Below are 18613 nucleotides of genomic sequence, written 5' to 3'. Positions count from 1 at the left end.
CAAGTAACCAATGACTAAGCATAAAAATACCCTCATAATCAAAAGATGATAAGGGTATTGTGAAGCAACCAAAAGATCGGTCAACCGATCAAAAATACCTTAACTGATCGGTGTTAGCCAAAAGGCGGTTTTTTTAAAAGTTAGCGATTAACGACCTTTTTCAAACTCATCAACTTCACGCTCTGCTTCTTCTTTAGATTTACCGTATTGCTGCTGAATTTTACCAACTAGCTCTGTACGGCTACCTTCAATTTTATCTAAATCGTCGTTGGTAAGATCGCCCCATTTTTGTTGAGCCTTACCTTTAAGTTCTTTCCAATTACCTTCGATACGATCGCTGTTCATAAGTTTATCCTTACTTTAGGTTAGTGAATTAACTGTCAGTTATAAAGTAGCAAGCCTTGTACCAAGGAATAATAATGGTTTTATTGTTTTTATTATCAGTTGGTTATATTTTTATGTTGAGCGATTTTGTTTTTAATATTGCGCTATTTATTAAAAAATATACATAGCAGCCTGTAATTATTGCTGACATAAGTTACGCCGCTTTGATGTAACTCATTCTTAAATTTTTGTTTTAAGCTAATATGCAGGTATTAAACAAAGTAGTTAACCTGAGTGAGTTATGAATACAAAAACGTGTGAATACGGAGTGGATGACTGCTCATACAAAATGGCAGGTGAGTTAGCAGGTATTACACAATTGGTGAATGCGTTTTACGATAATATGGACGCTTTAAAAGAGGCTGAAAATATAAGGAGTATGCATTCAAAAGATTTATCAGCATCACGTAAAAAGCTCGCTTACTTTTTGTCGGGCTGGTTAGGTGGTCCTAAATTATACGCTGAACATTTTGGCAGTATTAACATTCCTCAAGCGCATAAACATTTACATGTAGGAATTGAGCAAAGTGATGCATGGCTTTTATGCATGCAAAAAGCGGTTGATGAGCAACCTTACGAAGCCTCATTTAAAATTTACTTAATGGATCAATTACGAGTGCCTGCAGATCGAATTAGAATGGTGTCGGGTAGCTAATAGCAATTATTAATAAATATCAACCGCAGCTAGGCTTTGGTTTTTTGTTACAATGCCTGCAAAGCAATTTAGGGTAAATAGCTGTGCTGCCGGTTCAAGACATATATCAACAACTCGTTACTACATTACAAAGTAATCCTATTACGTTATTACAAGCGCCGCCTGGTGCTGGTAAGTCTACGTGGTTACCACTACAACTTATGCGCGACGGGCATTTTAAACGCATTGTAATGCTAGAGCCACGCCGTTTAGCCGCGCGCAATATTGCCAGTTACTTAGCAAAGTGCCAAAACGAGAGTGTTGGGCAAAGTGTAGGTTTGCGGATTAGGGGCGAGAGTAAAGTCAGCGCTAATACGCGCCTTGAAATAGTAACCGAAGGCATGCTTACACGCATGCTGCAAAACGACCCCGAATTAAGCGATATAGATTTACTTATATTTGATGAATTTCATGAACGTTCAATTGCAGCCGATACCTCACTTGCCTTTGCGCTCGAGACCCAAAGTGCACTGCGTGAAGACTTAACCATCATGCTTATGTCGGCAACGCTAGATACTGAGCGTTACACTGCGTTTTTTGATTGCCCTGTAATTCAATCGAGCGGTCGCAGTTACCCAATAGACGAAGTCTACATACCCATAAAAGATGAAAGCCGCTGGCTTGATGCAATTCCTAGCATAATAAAACAAGCGCTTAATGAGCAAACAGGCAGTGCATTGGTATTTTTACCCGGGCAATTTGAAATACTACGGGTGCAGCAAGCACTTAGCGATTTACCCAGTAACTGCACTGTAGCAACGCTATTTGGCGAGCAAGATAAAGCCAATCAGCAAGCCGCTATTGCTCCTGCACCAAACGGTATGCGCAAAGTCGTGCTTACCACCAATGTAGCCGAAACCAGTTTAACTATTGAAGGCATACGCATTGTAATTGACAGCGGCAAGCGCCGTGCAGCGACCTTTAATTTAAAAACAGGGGTTACAGAGCTCACAACACAAAGTATATCGCGCTCCTCAGCTGTGCAGCGTGCAGGGCGTGCAGGGCGAATAGAGCCGGGCATTGTATATAGGCTGGGCTCTAAGCAAACCTTTGAGCGACGTAATAGCCACGACAATCCCGAAATACTCATATCAGACATAAGCCAACTTATGCTTGAGGCAAAGCAATGGGGAGCCAGTATTGATGAGCTAACCCTACTTGATAAGCCTACTGAGCAACAATGCGAGCAAGCAAGTAACCTGCTCAACATGCTAGAAGCTATTGATAGCAAGGGTAAGCTCACACCGCTTGGCAGTAAAATGTTAGGTTTTGGTGCTGATATTCGTTTGGCGCATATGCTACTAAAAGCACAAATACTTGATGACCAACTCCCTGGTATTTTTAGGCTCGCTATTTATTTAGTGGCATTACTTGAGAGCCGAGTAAACAGTGCAAACGAGTTGAGTTTAGCGTTGCATAGCCAACAGCAACGTCCGCATCCGGTATTTAAACAACAGTTAAAATATTGGCAAAGCCGCTTAAAAGTAAAAGACGAAAACAGCGAATTAAATACGCATTATATTAGTTTGCTAGTGGCATTGGCGTACCCCGATCGCATCGCTAAAAAACGCGGTAATGGTTACCTACTTGCCAATGGTGCAGGTGCTGAGTTAAATGCCGATTACTGGCACAACGACGATTACTTAGCTATAGCAACCATGGGCGGGCACAAAGGAGGGCGTATATTTTCAGCCACCGCGCTTAACCCATTTGAGTTACAAGAATTTTTACCGCATTTATTTAGTGAACTTACTCGCTGTGAGTTTGACGAAAAATCAGCACGTTTTATTCATCAAGATGAAGTAAAGCTCGGGGCTATAACGCTCAGCAGCCAGCCTAGTAAACAAAAACTAGATAAGAGCGAGCGCGCTAAAGCGTGGCTAAACTTATTTGCTAAACACGGTTTTGCATTATTTAACGAGCAACCTGATGCGCAGCAATTATTGATACGCATGAGCTTAACAAGTAAGTTATTACCCGATAAATTTCCACAAATAAATGAGCAACAACTCATTCAAAATGCAGCGCAGTGGCTAGGCGTGTTTTTAGAAGATATTAAAACGCTCACGCAGCTTAAAAAGTTTAACTACTTTGAAGCATTACAAAACTGTTTTGATTGGCAACAACAAACCGCTTTAAAAGCACTGTTACCACTGCGCTTAACGGTGCCAAGTGGCTCAAATATAAAAATAGAATACCAGCTTGATGGCCCCGCAAAGCTAAGCGTGCGTATGCAAGAAGTTTACGGCTTGACCAGTACGCCTATGCTTGCCAACGGTAAACTGCCACTGCTTATGGAGTTGCTATCGCCAGGTAAACGCTCACTGCAACTTACTCAAGATTTAGCACACTTTTGGGCTAGCAGTTACCGCGATGTGCAAAAGGAAATGAAAGGTCGTTACCCTAAGCATTTTTGGCCAGACGACCCTGCCAACAGCGTTGCAACCAACAGAGTAAAGAGCAAAATGTAGGTGTTAGTTACTTAAAACTATTTGTTTTATTGTTGAACATATTAATATAGTGTTCCTATAAATGAATCAATATTTTTAACTACAGGGAATAAGTGATGAAGCTACTTCTAACGTTAGGTTTGGCTCTAGTAACTGCTTTTTCGGCTTATGCTGAAAAGCCACTCGACTTAAATGCGTTTGCGCAGCAGTACTATAAAACAATGACCGCCACACAAGCACCTAACGCAGGTGCTAAAGAGCTTGAGGCTTACCTTGTATTGTTAACCGATGATATTGGCAATCAGCATATTCCGTATCAACCGGATGACTCACGTACTCTAGATGGTAAAAAGCAAATGCGCAAAGGTATGAGTTTTTACTTAGGTGCGCACACATTGTTTGAAAGCACACTGCTTAATACATTTGTGTTTAACGATACAGGCTTTGCTATTCGTTATAAAAACTATGTAAAAGGTATTCATCCGCAAAATAAGCAGCCAATAGAGTACACCTCCACAATGATGGAAGTGATTGAAATTGAAAACGGCAAAGTGGCGATGATCCGCAAATATCACGAATAAACGAATAAACGAATAAACGAATAACTAATAAAACAAATAAGGATATATATGAAACATTTACTTATCGCATTATCAATATTAATGCTTAGTGCATGTGTTAGTACAAAAAGTGATTTTAGGTTTGATGGCTCCACGCCTGAATCAACTCAGGCAGGAGTTAATAAAGTTTTAAAGGCATTACAACCTCAAGAGTCAATGCGCTTTTTAGGTGCCTTAATGTCAATTCAGTTTTCTGACGTGCAAAGCGCAGAAGATATAATAGGCGACCCTACCATGATGAATGAAGTGAATTACTTTATTATTGGTAAAAAAATTGATGACTTAAATTATTATGAAGTATTGGATCTTGCGAGTTCATCTTCATCAAAAGTAGAGTTTTCTGTAGTGGAATAATTTCAGCTTTTTGTACTACTTTAAATGTGTAATACCAATCCGCAATAATACTTAATCATTTTGCGGGGTTAAACGTGTCGCTACCTGCGTTAAAAAATTCTCATTTAGAACAACTAAATAGCGAATTTTTTGCCTAGCTATCAACACGTTTTTCCGCCCTCAAAATAGACCACTTAATTAAGCGAATTGGTATAATTTTATGTCTATATTAAATATATTATTGAAAGGGCTAAAGTTTTAACGCTATAAAATTTAATAGTAAACTTTGTTTATTCCTGCTCATGAATTTATACTACGCTTTAGTAAGAAGCTAATTATTTATTATTTAGGTACAGGGAGTCTAAAATATAAAAATGTAAGCTACTTTGACTTAATTTTACACGATTAGATAGAGACTATGACATTAAGATTTTTTGTAATAATAGGTACTTTGATTTTAATGTGCTTTGTAACAAGTTTATTAGTAGGGTACCGCTATTTCTTTAGCCTGCCGACCATAAACACTAGTATTGAAGATTATTAAAATCGTGAATTATTAAGTCTTAAAATTGCGCTTGATAGAGAGTTTATATTTTTAGAAACACTCAATTATGACTACGCCGTATGGGATGATACCTATAATTACATGGCTGATTTTGACGTAGAATATGTAGATTCAAACTTTGTAGGTGACACCTTCAACTCTCTCAAAATTGATGGTGTGTTTATTTACGATATAAATTTTAATATGGTTTACGGGCAAGCGTATGATTATATTAAACATACTGAGTTTGATGCGCCTGATTTAGATTTACAGGTTAATAAATTAAACCGCGTAATTATTCCTAATTCAAAAGCCTCTGAAGACGACAACAGTTTAAGCCATTCTGGTTTTTTGCAAACAGCGGACGGCCCTGTCATGTTTGCATCGCATGTAATAAAGCGAACAGATAAAACAGGTGAGCCTGTTGGTAGTATTGTTTTTATAAAAAAAGTAAGACCGTCGTTGATCAAGTCCTTAGCTGAGATTGCACAAGTGGAGCTTAGCTACTTACAAATAGAACAGGCTAGTTCTTTAAACGATATTGCGACGCTTAAAGGGAGCCTCCAAGGAGAGGACATTGCCACTCAAAGGAAAAGGGTGATTCTAGATATAAACGGTAATCCACTTATTGCTTTGAACATTAAGCACCACCATCAAACACTGCCAGTTTTATTTGATCACTATTTAAAACTTATTTTGTTAATGTTTTTTGTAATGTCACTTTTGAGTTTCTATATTGTAAATCGTTACTTTATTGAACCACTTATTAACGGTGCGTCCGCTATCAATTCAATGTTGGTTAAAAACGATTTACAGCCTCTGAGATTCAGTAATAAATTTTTAGAAATGCGCGTTTTAATTAGCGGGTTTAATGCATTAATTAAACAAGTTAAAGATCAAAATTTTAAGCTTGAAAAAATAAGTAAAATTGATGGGTTAACCCAAATTTACAACAGGCGTGCCTTTGACGAAATTATTGTGGCGCAATGGGAACAGGCTCAACAGCAAAAAAATGCCTTTGGAATAATATTACTTGATGTAGACCATTTCAAAAATTATAACGATTTTTATGGTCACCAAGGCGGAGACAACGTTTTACAAGCTCTTGCCCAAAAGCTAAAGCAAGTAGCTAAGCAAAACACAGGTACAGTGGCGCGCTATGGCGGCGAAGAGTTCATATTATTCTTTAAACAGCTTTCTTATGAAGAGTTTGTAGATATATCTCAGCAATTGCTTTTGGCGGTTAGGGAATTAAATCTACCTCATGAAGCGTCGCCTGTACGTGAATATTTAACAATTAGTGCTGGGTGTGTATTTGCTACAAAAGAAACCTTAAGTAGTAATAATGTGTCTATGCAATCACTAATTAAAGAAGCTGACATAATGCTTTACGAAGCGAAAAACTCAGGTAGAGATAAAACATCAATCAAATCTATATAATTCAAGTGAATTATTAAAGATGCATCAGCTGTTTTTTATTATAAAACGCTTAAACCTCTTTCCCGCCATGGCTCTGTGCTAGGTCGTCAAGTTCGGCGCAAGTGTAATCAAAACCACTTTCGTCGTATTCGTATGTTACTTTTACACTGTCGCCGCCATTAAAAAGCCGCGTTTTCACATCGTTTACTGGCCAGTTTTTTAGCTCGTGTAAAAACCGGTTAGCAACTTGTGAAGATTCAAAACGATAGCGAATTTCTGTTTTCATAAATAATAAAGCTCTGGCTGTTTACCCCTGCAGCTAGTGCATTATTAATGGGGCGTTCATGATTCGGTTACAAAAAATAAAGAGTTAAATTGTAAATTTTGTGTTTCAATAAATGCATCAAACTCGGTACACACTAACGTACCTTAATTAACAAATGATGACGACTTTACATGCATTATAAATTTGCTCTGATCGCAAGCTCGGTTTTTATACTAAGCGCTTGTGGTGGTTCAGGCTCAGATGATACGCCAACCGTTAACGGAAATAAAATCCCCATTTTGTCAGTAGCTGATATTCCCAGCGACCTAAGTAAAGGCCAAACAGTTGAACTAATAGCAACAGCCAGCGATAAAGACGGCACTATTGAATCTGTTGTATGGCAACAAACTACTGGCATAACAGTGCTTAGCGAGCCTTTAGAGTCAACAAGTGCGACGTTAACCATTCCCGAGGCACAAAGTTACAAGCCTGTTGATTATACGTTTACGGTGACAGCAACCGATAACGAAGGCGCAAGTAATGCAAAAACACTGAGTTTCACAGCGCGTAATAATATGGATGAGGTTAGCGCAGCAAGGCTTTTGCATCAAGCAACAATGGGACCTAAGCTTAGTGAAATACAAAACGCACAAGGGTTAAGCGAGCAGCAATGGCTTGATAAACAAATAGCGCTACCTATTAATTATCACCGTAATTATTTAGTAAAGCTAAATGACGATGACGACTTTAAATACATAAGCCGTATTGACGCATGGTGGAAAGCAGTAATGCAAAGCGACGATCAACTTCGTCAACGAGTTGCGTTTGCGTTAAGTGAAATACTAGTAGTGTCGGATGAAAACAGCGCGTTAAGAGGCCAACCTGAGGGCATGATCACTTATTACGATTTATTACTAAAGCATGCTTTTGGTAACTATCGTGAACTACTTGAAGATGTAACGCTTTCGCCAATAATGGGGACTTATTTAAGTCACTTAGGGAATGAGAAAGCCGATGATGCACTCAATATTCGCCCAGACGAAAATTACGCACGTGAAGTAATGCAATTATTTACTATTGGCCTTGAAGAGCTAAACCTAGATGGTAGTGCCAAGCTTGATGCCCAAGGTAATACCATTGCCACTTACGGGCAATCAGAAATAGAGGGTTTTGCACGCGTATTTACAGGTTGGACGTTTGCAAGCAGCGAAACTTTTAAGCGTAAAAGTCGCGATTATATTAATCCAATGCAAGCGTTTGATGAGTACCACTCTAGTAAACAAAAAACCTTACTAAACGGTGAGGTTATACCACAAGGTTATGCAGCAGAAGAGTCATTGCAAATAGCCCTCGATAATTTATTTAACCATCAAAATGTTGCGCCGTTTATTAGCAAGCAGCTTATTCAGCGATTAATTACCTCAAACCCAACACCGCAATATGTTGAACGAGTAGCTAGTGTATTTATTGATAACGGTGCTGGTGTACGCGGCGATTTAGCTGCGGTAGTAAAGGCTATTTATTTAGATGATGAAGCGCGGCATTTTGGCTCAGTGCTTAATTACCAAGGTAAAATTAAAGAGCCTATTTTAAAAACTGTACAGTTTTGGCGAAATCTCGATGCTAAATCGCCAGCGGGTTATTATAAAACATGGAATTTAATAAATAGCTACGGACAAGGACCCATGCAGTCGGCTTCGGTATTTAACTTTTTTAGGCCTGATTATCAAACCGCAGCTTTGCGAAATGAAGGTATTGTTGCACCAGAATTACAAATAGCAAACGACGCAACACTGATTGGCACCATGAACGCGCTTTACGCAAGCTTAGTATGGAGTACCGCAGAAGCGCGCAGTGATTTAAATTCAAATAGTATTTATATTTATGTTCAAGACGACATGAATGTTTTAGAGAAAAACGGTGTTAGCGCGCTACTAGCTCAGTACAACACGTTATATTTTGCAGGCGCAATGAGCAGTGACACGCGCCAAGCGTTACTTGATTTAGATGCCTATTTTAATGAAGAGCAATACCGTGAACGGGTTTCGTATTTATTATATATGATTGCTATTTCACCTGAATTTAACGTGCAGTATTAGGAACGCATAATGAGCATTAATAGAAGAGAGTTTTTGTCGTTATGTGTAAAAGGCAGCGTATCGGCTGCCGCGTTAACGAGCCTGCAATTACAAGCATTAACTGGAGCGACTAATGCCGTTGAGCTAGGTGATTACAAAGCATTAGTGTGTGTGTATTTATACGGAGGGAATGATTCGTTAAATATGCTAGTTCCGCTTGAAGGCGAGCAACGTAGTGTTTACGAGCAAAGTAGGCAGAACCTAGCGGTAGAGAGCCCACTTGAGTTAAGTATTAAAAGCCAGTTTGCCGGTGGAGTCGGTATTCATCCTTCACTTGAACCTATACAAAATGTGTTTGAATCTCAAAATTTAGCATTTATAGGTGGGGTAGGTACTTTACTCGCTCCCACAACATTGAGTGACTATAAAAATAAAACAATAGGTTTGCCTAAGCATTTGTTCTCGCATAACGATCAGCAAGCTGCATGGATGTATGGTCGAGAAAAACAATCACTTAATAGTGGCTGGGGTGCACGGCTTTTAGAACGCTTAGAATTACAGGATGAATTTGCGGCTAACATATCACTCGACGGTACTAATTTATGGCAAACGGGAAGTGCTAGCAATGCATTTGCGCTTAACAAAAGTGGCATTAGTAGTATTAACGCGTTTGGAGGGTATCAACCTCGTAGCGAGCACGTAACTTCTATTATGAACCGCTTACTAGGCAATACGAGCCATCCGTTAAGTACAGCTTATGCCAATGGCTTAACAAGTGCGATAAATAACACTCAAGCAATGAACAGCGCGTTAGAAAGCGCGCCTGCACTTATTACCCCATTTAGCGATAATAGCCTTAGTGAGCAATTTGCAGCAGTAGCTAAAACAATTAGCGTACAGGCAAAATTGAGCACTCAGCGCCAAGTGTTTTTTGTTTCTATGGGGGGGTATGATACGCACGATAACCAATTAACAACGCACCCTGCTTTATTAAATACGTTAGCTCAAGGGTTAAGTGAATTTGATAGCGCGATGAAAGAGCTTGATATGGCAGATAAAGTGACTGCGTTTACTATGTCTGATTTTGGTCGCACGTTGACCTCAAATGGCGATGGCACTGATCATGGTTGGGCAGGAAACCAAATAGTAATGGGCGGCGCAGTAAAAGGCGGCAATATATATGGCGAGCTACTAACTCAACATTTGGATGGCCCACAAGATACCGGTGGCGGGCGTTTAATTCCAAGTGTTGCAAATGAGCAGTACTTTGCCACATTGGCTCAGTGGTTTGGTGTGCCAAGCTCTGAGCTTGTTGATATTTTTCCAAACTTGAGTAACTTTGATCACACAACATTGGACTTTTTTGTGTAATTAGTCGCTAATAGTAATCTAAAAGCACTTGTTAGTAGTATAAGCTACTGGTTAATAGTGCTTATCTGTTTTAATAATAAAAATCACACACAATATAGGAATCATAAAATGAAAGTTTTAGTGAGCTTAGTTAGTTTAATCGCTTTTTTACTTGTAATACTGCCAGGGCCTTTGTATAAATTTGGTATTGTAGAATTAGGTGTTGCGTTTACGGGGTTTAAATTTGGCGTTTATGCTGGTGGCGCTGCATTGGTGCTACTTATAGTACAAGCGTTATTTATGCGTAAAACGTTAACGCTAAGCAGTGGTGTTATTGCACTTGTATTTTCGGTTGTGGCTATTGCTATGCCACTTAATATGATGAACAAGGCTGAAGGTGTACCGGCAATTCATGACATTTCAACTGATTTAGTTAATCCACCAAAATTTGTAGCAATTGCACCACTGCGTGCAAATGCATCTAACCCAGTAGAATACGCGGGTGAAGAAACGGCAGTACAGCAACGCAAAGCATACCCTGAGCTGGTAACGTTAAGCTTTGCACAATCTAAAGCCGATTTAATGACAGCAAGCGAACAAGCAGTTAAAAATCTTGGCTTTGCAGTGGTAAGTGCAAATACGGCTACAGGTATTGTGGAAGCTACCGATACAACAACGTGGTTTGGTTTTAAAGACGATGTGGTAATTCGTATTAAAGATGAAGGCAGCCAACGTTTTGTTGATATTCGTAGTAAGTCGCGAGTAGGGCGTAGTGATTTAGGAAAAAATGCAGAGCGCATTCATTCAATTATTAATGAACTAAACACCTTACTTGAAAAATAAAACGACTTAACCTGTATTAGGTTATTAGCGTATTAAAGCCCAACATTGTTGGGCTTTTTTGTTTTTAGCGTCAGTTTGTATTCACGACAACTGCGTTAGGGTTATTAAAATTTAAATTTTTAACCACTATGGAGTTATTATGAAAACAGTAGGATATGCAGCAAAAAGCCAAGGTTCTGAGCTGACAGAATTTTCTTTTGAGCGCCGCGATTTACGAAATAACGATGTAGAAATTGAAATTTTATACTGTGGTGTGTGCCATTCAGATTTACACGCCGTACGAAATGATTGGGGTGGCAGTGACTACCCATTAGTACCTGGGCATGAAATTGTTGGTAAAGTTATGTCGGTAGGTAGCGACGTTAAAAAATACAAGCAAGGCGACACGGTTGCTGTTGGTTGTATGGTTGATTCGTGCCAAAGCTGCGATCAATGTGATAACGATGAAGAGCAATTTTGCCGCGAAGGTATGATTGGTACTTACGCAGGCAAAGACCGCATTAGTGGTGAAATGACCCAAGGTGGGTATTCTAAACATGTTGTTGTACGCGAAGAATTCGTACTTTCCGTACCAGAAAATTTAGACCTTTCTCGCGTAGCACCGCTACTTTGTGCAGGTATTACTACTTACTCGCCACTTCATAAATGGGGCGTAAAAAAAGGCAGCCGTGTTGGTGTTGTTGGTCTAGGCGGACTTGGCCATATGGCCGTTAAAAATGCAGTTGCAATGGGCGCAAGCGTTACGGTAATTGGCCGTAGTGAGTCTAAAAAAGATGATGCGGTTAAATTGGGTGCTCAGCACTACTTAGTGTCATCTAATGATGACGAAATGAAAGACTCGCAATCTGCCTTTGACGTCATTATAGATACGGTACCTGTAAAACATGATTTATCTATTTACACACCACTACTTGATGTGGATGGTACTTTAGTTATTGTAGGCCAAGTTGGCCCTGTAGATGAGCTAAGCACGGTACCATTATTAATGGGTCGCCGTCGTATTGCAGGCTCACTTATTGGTGGTATTGCAGAAACACAGCAAATGCTCGACTTTTGTGGTGAAAATAACGTGCTACCAGAGTGCGAAATGATCAACATTGACGAAATTAACACTGCATACGAGCGTATGGAAAAATCTGACGTACGATATCGTTTTGTTATTGATATGGCGTCGTTAAGCGCTTAATTTACTAGGTAAATTAAAAATAATAGAGCCGCTAGTTAGCGGCTCTTTTTGTATTTACTATTTAAAGTATAGATTAACCAGCGGTTTGCGCTGTTGGTTGCTGTTTGTTTAGTTGTAAGTAACTTAGTAGCCACATACCCAAACCACCTAAAAATAATGCAGCTGCTACGTAACCTGTTTGATTAGGTGCAGCACCTTGCGCTATTGCAATTCCGCCGACCCACGGGCCTATAGCATTTGCGGTATTAAATGCGCACTGTACAAGAGCACCGATCATAGCGTGACCTTCTGGAGCAACATCCATTAATAGCGTTTGAATAAGTGTTGCCAAACCCACACTACAGCCAATAAAAAAGATGACAGCATAAAGCATCCAAATATTATGGCTTGCTGTTACATAAGCAAAAGCAAATACAATGGTGCATACAAGCGCAAGGCCAGTGGTTTTAATTGCAGATTTATCGGCAGCTTTACCCAGTACATAGTTACCGAGTGTACAACCAATACCAAACATCACCATAGCAATAGAAATAGTATAAGGCGCTGTTTTTGTTACTACTAAGATGGTGTCGGCAATGTAAGTATAAATACAAAACACCCCGCCAAAGCCAATAATTACAATACCCAAAATAGACCAAACCAGTTTGTTTTTAAGTACGCCAAACTCGTTTAGTAAGTTAGAAGGCTTAGCGTTATCTATATTTGGAACTACTTTGTAAACAAAAATAAAAGCAATAAATGCAAGCACTGCAGCGCCGGCTAAACAGTACCGCCAACTAAGGTTTTGACCCACAAGTGTTACAACAGGCACACCAACAATAGTGGCCACAGTTAAACCCATAAACACCTTAGACATAAAGCTAGCACGCTTACCTTTTGGGGCAATATCCGATGCTAATAAAATAGCCGCGCCAAAATATGCACCATGAGGTAAGCCACTTAAAAATCTAAATATTACAAGTTGCTCAAGCGACGTTGCCATCGCGCTTAATCCGTTTGAGACAAACATTAAGCTTATAAATATGAGCAATGCTTTGCGCTTTCTCATATTAGCAGTGGTAAGCATTAAAATAGGGGCACCCACTACAACACCAATGGCGTAAGCACTAATTGCATAGCCACTTTGTGATGGCGTTGAGCCAAATGTTTCGCTAATTAGTGGCAGCATAGGCATCATCGAAAACTCAGATAATCCTAAAATAAATGTGCCTAGCGCTAATACGAGTAAAATAGCGGTTCTGTTAAGTTGACTAGATGCCGACGTTACATCTGATGTCATAGATGATCCCTTAAGGTTTAATTTTAAAAATGAAACTGCACAATAGATCTTGAATAGGACATATTATGTGTATGCTTAAATTTTGGTGTGAGAGGGTAGTCTGTGAGGGCGCTATTTTAAGTTAAAAAAAGTACAGAGTCATGCATAAATTAGTGGTTTTATTAGGTTTTTAAAATGTTAATTAGAAGAAAATACTACTTAACATTTATAAAATAAAAAAACTATTTATAAAGCATATATATATAAGATATTAAATATTAGCCGAAAGGTTATTTAAAGCTTATATTTACAGTACAGCTACATATTGATATCACATTAATTTGCTAATTTTTGTACTAATTTACTCCTTAAGGTTTTTATATGTTTGGTATTTCTAAAAGAAACGCAAAAATTGAAGAAATGGAGCTTCAATTAATTCAAAAACAATCTATTTTATCGGCAATTAATAAGCACGTTGCTTATATAGAGTTTACACCTGATGGAATAATATTAGACGCAAACCAGTTGTTTTTAAAAACGATTGGGTATAGCAAAGAGAAAATAATTGGTAAGCATCATCGTATGTTTTGCGAACCTGAATATGCAAAGTCAAACGAATATAGTCAATTTTGGCAAGCATTGAAAGCAGGGAATTCTAAAGCAGGCTCGTTTTTAAGGTACAAAGCTAATGGCGATAAGCTTTGGCTTGAGGCAACTTACTTTCCTGTAGAAGAGCGCGGCGTAGTCACCAAAGTTATTAAAATAGCCTCTGATATTACAAACAGTTACATACAAAGAAAAGCGCAAGAAGCTATTGCAAATGCACTCGACAAAGCCTTGGCTACAATAGAGTTTACCCCAGAGGGTAATATTTTAAAGGCGAACCAAAACTTTTTAGCAACAATAGGTTATAGCTTAAAAGACATTGTAGGCAAGCATCATAAAATGTTTTGTACTAAATTGTTTTATGAGAAAAACCCACGCTTTTGGAGTGAATTAGCGCAGGGGCAGTTTAAGTCAGGAAAATTTAAACGTATTGCCGCCGACGGTTCAGAAATTTGGTTAGAAGCAACTTATAATCCAATTTTAGATAGCAAAGGTAATGTAATTAAAATAATTAAGTTTGCATCAAATATTACCGATCGAATTAACAATAACAGTGCAGTGACAGAAGCCGCTGCAATAGCACATGAATCGGCGGTAGCTACTGCTACAACCGCTAAAAAAGGCTCTGAAATACTACAAAGCTCTATAGCGAACTCCGACGCCATTGTAAGCCAAGTACTTAAATCGGTAGATTTAATAAAAAATCTTAATGAACAGTCTGCGGTCATAGGCTCCATTGTTTCGACAATTAGCAGCATTGCGGATCAAACTAATTTACTGGCACTTAATGCCGCAATAGAAGCAGCGCGTGCTGGTGATTATGGTCGAGGTTTTGCTGTAGTAGCTGATGAAGTAAGGCAGCTTGCAGCCAGCACGAGTCGCTCTACTAATGAAATAGCAAGTGTTGTTAAAAATAACCAAGAGCTCACTAATGATATATCAAAGCAAATAACGTCAGTTTCAGACTCATCAAAACAAGGAAGAGAGCTTATTGCTAATGTGTCTGAGGTCATTAAAGAGATTGAACGTGGAGCCGATATTGTTTCTCAAACGGTAGCTAAGTTAAATACTTAGTTAATTGCATGTTCCTATGTTTAAAGCTGCCTTCTTATGTGCTCAAACACACCTAACAACATTTTAAATTGATAAAGTGCGACAATATGTCGCGCTTTTGCTTTTACAACTCACACTATAATTACGCCAATTATTACAGTGGCATAAATTAACAATGGTTTATAAAAGCAAAACTCAAAAAACATATTTACTAACGCCTGTCGCACTTTTTATTAGCGGTGTGCTATCTCCTTTTGCATTTGCCGACGATACGCCTTTAGAAGTGATTGAAGTACACGGACATGCTCAAAATAAGCATTTAGCACTTGGTTCGTCAGAATCGTTATTAAGTGATTTAGGTGTCGATTTTTCAGCAGCGGGCGGCGTATCTAACTTACCTATTTTAAATGGTTTAATGGGCGACAGAGTTAAAGTGTTAGTTGATGGTGCAGATGTAACCGTTGCATGCGCTAATCATATGAACCCGCCACTTTCGTATATCTCGGCTAATCAAATTACGTCTTACAATGTGGTTGCAGGCGTGTCGCCAGTAAGCGCGGGCGGCGATAATATTGCGGGTGTAATAAGCGTTAATTCTATTTCACCACAGTATAGCGATAGCAATGAATTAGGTTGGCACTCAGGTTATGTGTCAGCAAAGTACAGTAGCGTTGATAACGGACGTAAACTTGGCGTTGGTGCACGTTTAGCAAGTGACACGTTTAGCCTTAATTATCAGGGTTCGTTTAGTGACGCAGATAGTTATGAAGACGGTAACGGCGATGTAGTATTAGATACATTGTATCGAGCACAAAATCATAGTTTAACCGCAGCTATGCGCGATGATAAGCAGCAATTAGTTATAAAGCTAACGCATCAAAAAATCCCGTATCAGGGATTTGCAAATCAGTATATGGATATGACCGATAACACCAGCTACGGTGCAATAGCTCAATACAAACGCTCCTTTGAAAACAGCGAGCTTGAAGGGCAAGTTAACTGGCATAGCGTAAAGCACGAAATGGGTTTTTTCAGTGAAGAAAAAACAGGCATGATGCGAATGAAAACCGATGCACAAGATATAAGTACGCAGCTTAAATGGCGTATCGCGCTTGATAAAAACAGCAGTATTTTACTCGGTCAAGAATATTACAATTACAGTATTGATGATTGGTGGCCAGGTATTGAAGGCTCAACCATGATGGGACCAGACAATTACGTAAATGTAAATAACGGTAAACGAGAGCGCATAGCGGCATTTGCAGAATTTGAGAGCCAAATAAATACAAAATTATGGTTAAACGCAGGCGTACGTATTGAAAGTATTAATACCCACGTTGGAGAGGTTCAATCTTACAACGATGACATGAGTATGATGGATATGGACGATATGAGCGATATGACCGATATGAGTAGTATGGAAAGTATGACCATGAGCGATACGTCTACAGATAATACCATCGCTGCACAGAACTTTAATGCTGGCGACAGAGATAAAACCGACACTATAGTTGATGCTAACTTATTAATTAACTACCAAATAACAAATTATGATGAGCTGCAATTTGGTCTTGCCCGTAAAAACCGAGCGCCTAATTTATACGAGCGATACAGTTGGGGTGTAAGTACCATGGCAACCACCATGATTGGTTGGTATGGCGATGGTAATGGTTATATTGGTAAGCCTGATTTAGACGTTGAAACAGCGCATACAATAAGTGCTACTTATATTAAATTGGCTAAAGATGACCGTTGGCGATTAAGCACCAATGTTTGGTATACAGATGTGAGTGACTATATTGATGCTGATATTGTAAGAAGCTTCAATAGTTATGATTTGGACAACACTGCGCGTAACATTTTTCAGTTTACTAATGTAGATGCTATTTTATATGGTGCAAAAATAGATTTAACAGCCAATATTTATGAATCTAAGGATTTAGGTAACTGGCAGTTACACGCTAATGTTGCTAATACGAGAGGCAAGCGCGACGATACTAATCAGCCACTTTATCAAATTAAACCACTGCAAACTCAGCTAGGTATTAGCCAGCAAATAGGTCGATTTGAAAATGCGTTATCTTGGCAGTGGGTCGATACTAAAAGCCGTGTAGATAATGATCGTTTTGAAAACCAAACAGACAGCTACAGCCTGGTTAATTTAAGCTCTAAAGCCACATGGGATTCATTAACGCTAAGTGCTGAAGTGAGTAACGTGTTTGATGAGTACTACCAACTCCCGCTAGGGGGGGTAAGTATTGCGGCACTTAAACAAGATAGCAGTAACGGGTTTGAACAACTTGCAGGACAGGGTCGTTCATTTAATGTAAGCGTTAGTTACGCGTTTTAATTAACTTCATATTCAAATTTAAAAATAAAGCAAAAGCCATAACTGTGTTATGGCTTTTTTTGCGCTTTAATAATTAAGCCGTAAACTTATTTTTATGAAATGTTTGTATGCAAAAAGCGTTCTATTAAGCACGCTTGTATTAATTTTACAGCGTTATTTTAAGGCAATGCAGTAAAAAGCAGTAACTTGTTCATCACCCAATGATTAGGAAATACAGTGTTTAAGCAATTTAAAAATAAAGTGATGGTGGCGCCAACAGCTATGGCCGGTTTAGCTTTGGGTATTGCTAGCATGGGATGGACATGGGAAAACGTTTTTAATTTAAACTCCCAAGGGCAATTTTTGGGAGCGGTACTAGCTGGCGTATTAGTTTTACTTTTGGCTGCTAAGTTTTTACTACACCCTCATTTATTAAAAGCCGATTTAGCACACCCAGTTGCAGGAAGTGTGATCCCTACATTTGCAATGGCTAATCTTGTTATTTCAAACTCAGTTGGGCAATTTAACTCATTAGCTGGCGACATTATGTGGGTTTTAGCTTTTGTGCTGCATCTCACATTTTTGGTGAGTTTTTTATACCAGCGAGCAAAAAAGTTTAACTTTGAGGATATGGCGCCCAGCTGGTTTGTGCCGCCAGTGGGGATAATTATTGCAGATGTTACTTTTTCGGGAAATCCGACATTAGCGTGGTTAGCTTATAGCGCACTGGTGATTGGTATATCAACGTACAGTATTATGCTGCCAATTATGTTTTATCGTTTTTTATTAGCATTAAAAAGTGACTACGAAATACAGCCAACACTTGCCATTTTAGCTGCGCCTGCCAGTTTAACATTAGCGGGGTATTTTCATATTGTAGCTAATCCATCACTTGTTATAGTGGGGGGATTATTTATATTAGCGATAATAAAAACACTGATTGTTTATGTGTTATTTATAAAGTTATTACGCAGACCTTTTACGCCGAGCTACGCTGCTTTTACATTTCCAATGGTTATTGGGGCAACTGCATTATTTAAAATGAAAGACTGGATGCAAAGTATAAACCTCGCAATGCCATATGTAGATACAGTTAATTACTTAGCTACGTTTGAACTTATAGTTGCCACGGCAGTAGTTGGTTATGTAAGTGGTCGGTACTTTTGCCACTTTAAATTATCAAAGCAACGGGTAGCGTAGA

Annotated in this window: 15 protein-coding genes; 12 read left to right on the top strand and 3 right to left on the bottom strand. The window is 38.9% G+C overall.

Translation table 11 applies throughout. From position 1 onward, the window contains the following. Positions 1–147: 147 nt before the first annotated feature. Positions 148–345 carry a CsbD family protein gene (locus tag I6F45_RS07485; RefSeq protein WP_007581220.1) on the bottom strand — a complete coding sequence of 66 codons (198 nt, stop codon included), beginning with the start codon at positions 343–345 and terminating at the stop codon, positions 148–150. A gap of 280 nt (positions 346–625) precedes the next feature. Here I6F45_RS07485 and I6F45_RS07480 point away from each other — a divergent pair, with 280 nt between their 5' ends. The 5 genes from I6F45_RS07480 to I6F45_RS21570 all read left to right on the top strand — a co-directional run bounded on the left by I6F45_RS07480 (position 626) and on the right by I6F45_RS21570 (position 6465). After that, complete coding sequence (locus I6F45_RS07480) at positions 626–1039, top strand: group II truncated hemoglobin (RefSeq protein WP_165734702.1); 414 nt, start codon at positions 626–628, stop codon at positions 1037–1039. 83 nt (positions 1040–1122) lie between these two features. After that, positions 1123–3549 carry an ATP-dependent helicase HrpB gene (gene hrpB, locus I6F45_RS07475; RefSeq protein WP_197141181.1) on the top strand — a complete coding sequence of 809 codons (2427 nt, stop codon included), beginning with the start codon at positions 1123–1125 and terminating at the stop codon, positions 3547–3549. 95 nt (positions 3550–3644) lie between these two features. Beyond that, positions 3645–4109, top strand: a complete 465-nt coding sequence (locus tag I6F45_RS07470) for a nuclear transport factor 2 family protein (RefSeq protein WP_197141179.1) — start codon at positions 3645–3647, stop codon at positions 4107–4109. Between the two features lie 48 nt (positions 4110–4157). Then, positions 4158–4502: a hypothetical protein gene (locus tag I6F45_RS07465; protein ID WP_197160106.1), complete on the top strand. Its 345-nt coding sequence runs from the start codon at positions 4158–4160 to the stop codon at positions 4500–4502. Positions 4503–5049: 547 nt separating this feature from the next. After that, complete coding sequence (locus tag I6F45_RS21570; protein WP_331460644.1) at positions 5050–6465, top strand: diguanylate cyclase domain-containing protein; 1416 nt, start codon at positions 5050–5052, stop codon at positions 6463–6465. A 49-nt stretch (positions 6466–6514) separates the two neighbouring features. On the opposite strand, the gene I6F45_RS07455 is transcribed toward I6F45_RS21570, so the two are convergent. Continuing rightward, positions 6515–6730, bottom strand: a complete 216-nt coding sequence (locus I6F45_RS07455; RefSeq protein ID WP_197141177.1) for a hypothetical protein — start codon at positions 6728–6730, stop codon at positions 6515–6517. Positions 6731–6900: 170 nt separating this feature from the next. Here I6F45_RS07455 and I6F45_RS07450 point away from each other — a divergent pair, with 170 nt between their 5' ends. From I6F45_RS07450 to I6F45_RS07435, 4 genes are all read left to right on the top strand, one after another. Next, the gene (locus I6F45_RS07450) at positions 6901–8808 is read left to right on the top strand and encodes a DUF1800 domain-containing protein (RefSeq protein ID WP_197141175.1); all 1908 of its coding nucleotides are present in this window, start codon (positions 6901–6903) and stop codon (positions 8806–8808) included. 9 nt (positions 8809–8817) lie between these two features. Continuing rightward, entirely contained in the window at positions 8818–10158 is a 1341-nt protein-coding gene (locus tag I6F45_RS07445; RefSeq protein ID WP_197141173.1) for a DUF1501 domain-containing protein, read from the top strand. 108 nt (positions 10159–10266) lie between these two features. Continuing rightward, positions 10267–10980, top strand: a complete 714-nt coding sequence (locus tag I6F45_RS07440; RefSeq protein ID WP_197141171.1) for a DUF1499 domain-containing protein — start codon at positions 10267–10269, stop codon at positions 10978–10980. A gap of 139 nt (positions 10981–11119) precedes the next feature. Continuing rightward, positions 11120–12166, top strand: a complete 1047-nt coding sequence (locus I6F45_RS07435) for an NAD(P)-dependent alcohol dehydrogenase (protein WP_197141169.1) — start codon at positions 11120–11122, stop codon at positions 12164–12166. Positions 12167–12239: 73 nt separating this feature from the next. Here I6F45_RS07435 and I6F45_RS07430 read toward each other — a convergent pair whose 3' ends face one another. Then, complete coding sequence (locus I6F45_RS07430; protein WP_165729015.1) at positions 12240–13445, bottom strand: MFS transporter; 1206 nt, start codon at positions 13443–13445, stop codon at positions 12240–12242. Between the two features lie 360 nt (positions 13446–13805). Between I6F45_RS07430 and I6F45_RS07425 the strand changes: the two genes are divergently transcribed. The 3 genes from I6F45_RS07425 (at position 13806) to I6F45_RS07415 (ending at position 18612) form a co-directional block, all read left to right on the top strand. Next, positions 13806–15104 (top strand): methyl-accepting chemotaxis protein, encoded by a 1299-nt coding sequence (locus tag I6F45_RS07425; protein WP_165726424.1) that lies wholly within the window; start codon positions 13806–13808, stop codon positions 15102–15104. Positions 15105–15258: 154 nt separating this feature from the next. Then, positions 15259–17433: a TonB-dependent receptor gene (locus tag I6F45_RS07420; RefSeq protein WP_197141167.1), complete on the top strand. Its 2175-nt coding sequence runs from the start codon at positions 15259–15261 to the stop codon at positions 17431–17433. Positions 17434–17649: 216 nt separating this feature from the next. Further along, positions 17650–18612, top strand: coding sequence for a TDT family transporter (locus I6F45_RS07415; RefSeq protein WP_165729017.1), 963 nt, complete (start codon positions 17650–17652; stop codon positions 18610–18612). Position 18613: the final 1 nt, after the last annotated feature.

It is taken from the genome of Pseudoalteromonas sp. SWYJZ19, from assembly GCF_015864375.1.
Lineage (GTDB): Bacteria > Pseudomonadota > Gammaproteobacteria > Enterobacterales > Alteromonadaceae > Pseudoalteromonas > Pseudoalteromonas arctica.
The sequence above is the reverse complement of the archived record's forward strand: the minus strand, read 5'-3'. Positions and strand labels throughout refer to the sequence as shown.

Coding starts and splice junctions, on each gene's coding strand:
- I6F45_RS07445 (WP_197141173.1), top strand. CDS start 8,818: ATGAGCATTAATAGAAGAGAGTTTTTGTCGTTATGTGTAAAAGGCAGC.
- I6F45_RS07440 (WP_197141171.1), top strand. CDS start 10,267: ATGAAAGTTTTAGTGAGCTTAGTTAGTTTAATCGCTTTTTTACTTGTA.
- I6F45_RS07465 (WP_197160106.1), top strand. CDS start 4,158: ATGAAACATTTACTTATCGCATTATCAATATTAATGCTTAGTGCATGT.
- I6F45_RS07450 (WP_197141175.1), top strand. CDS start 6,901: ATGCATTATAAATTTGCTCTGATCGCAAGCTCGGTTTTTATACTAAGC.
- I6F45_RS07485 (WP_007581220.1), bottom strand. CDS start 345: ATGAACAGCGATCGTATCGAAGGTAATTGGAAAGAACTTAAAGGTAAG.
- I6F45_RS07435 (WP_197141169.1), top strand. CDS start 11,120: ATGAAAACAGTAGGATATGCAGCAAAAAGCCAAGGTTCTGAGCTGACA.
- I6F45_RS07470 (WP_197141179.1), top strand. CDS start 3,645: ATGAAGCTACTTCTAACGTTAGGTTTGGCTCTAGTAACTGCTTTTTCG.
- I6F45_RS07455 (WP_197141177.1), bottom strand. CDS start 6,730: ATGAAAACAGAAATTCGCTATCGTTTTGAATCTTCACAAGTTGCTAAC.
- I6F45_RS07430 (WP_165729015.1), bottom strand. CDS start 13,445: ATGACATCAGATGTAACGTCGGCATCTAGTCAACTTAACAGAACCGCT.
- I6F45_RS07480 (WP_165734702.1), top strand. CDS start 626: ATGAATACAAAAACGTGTGAATACGGAGTGGATGACTGCTCATACAAA.
- I6F45_RS07420 (WP_197141167.1), top strand. CDS start 15,259: ATGGTTTATAAAAGCAAAACTCAAAAAACATATTTACTAACGCCTGTC.
- I6F45_RS07425 (WP_165726424.1), top strand. CDS start 13,806: ATGTTTGGTATTTCTAAAAGAAACGCAAAAATTGAAGAAATGGAGCTT.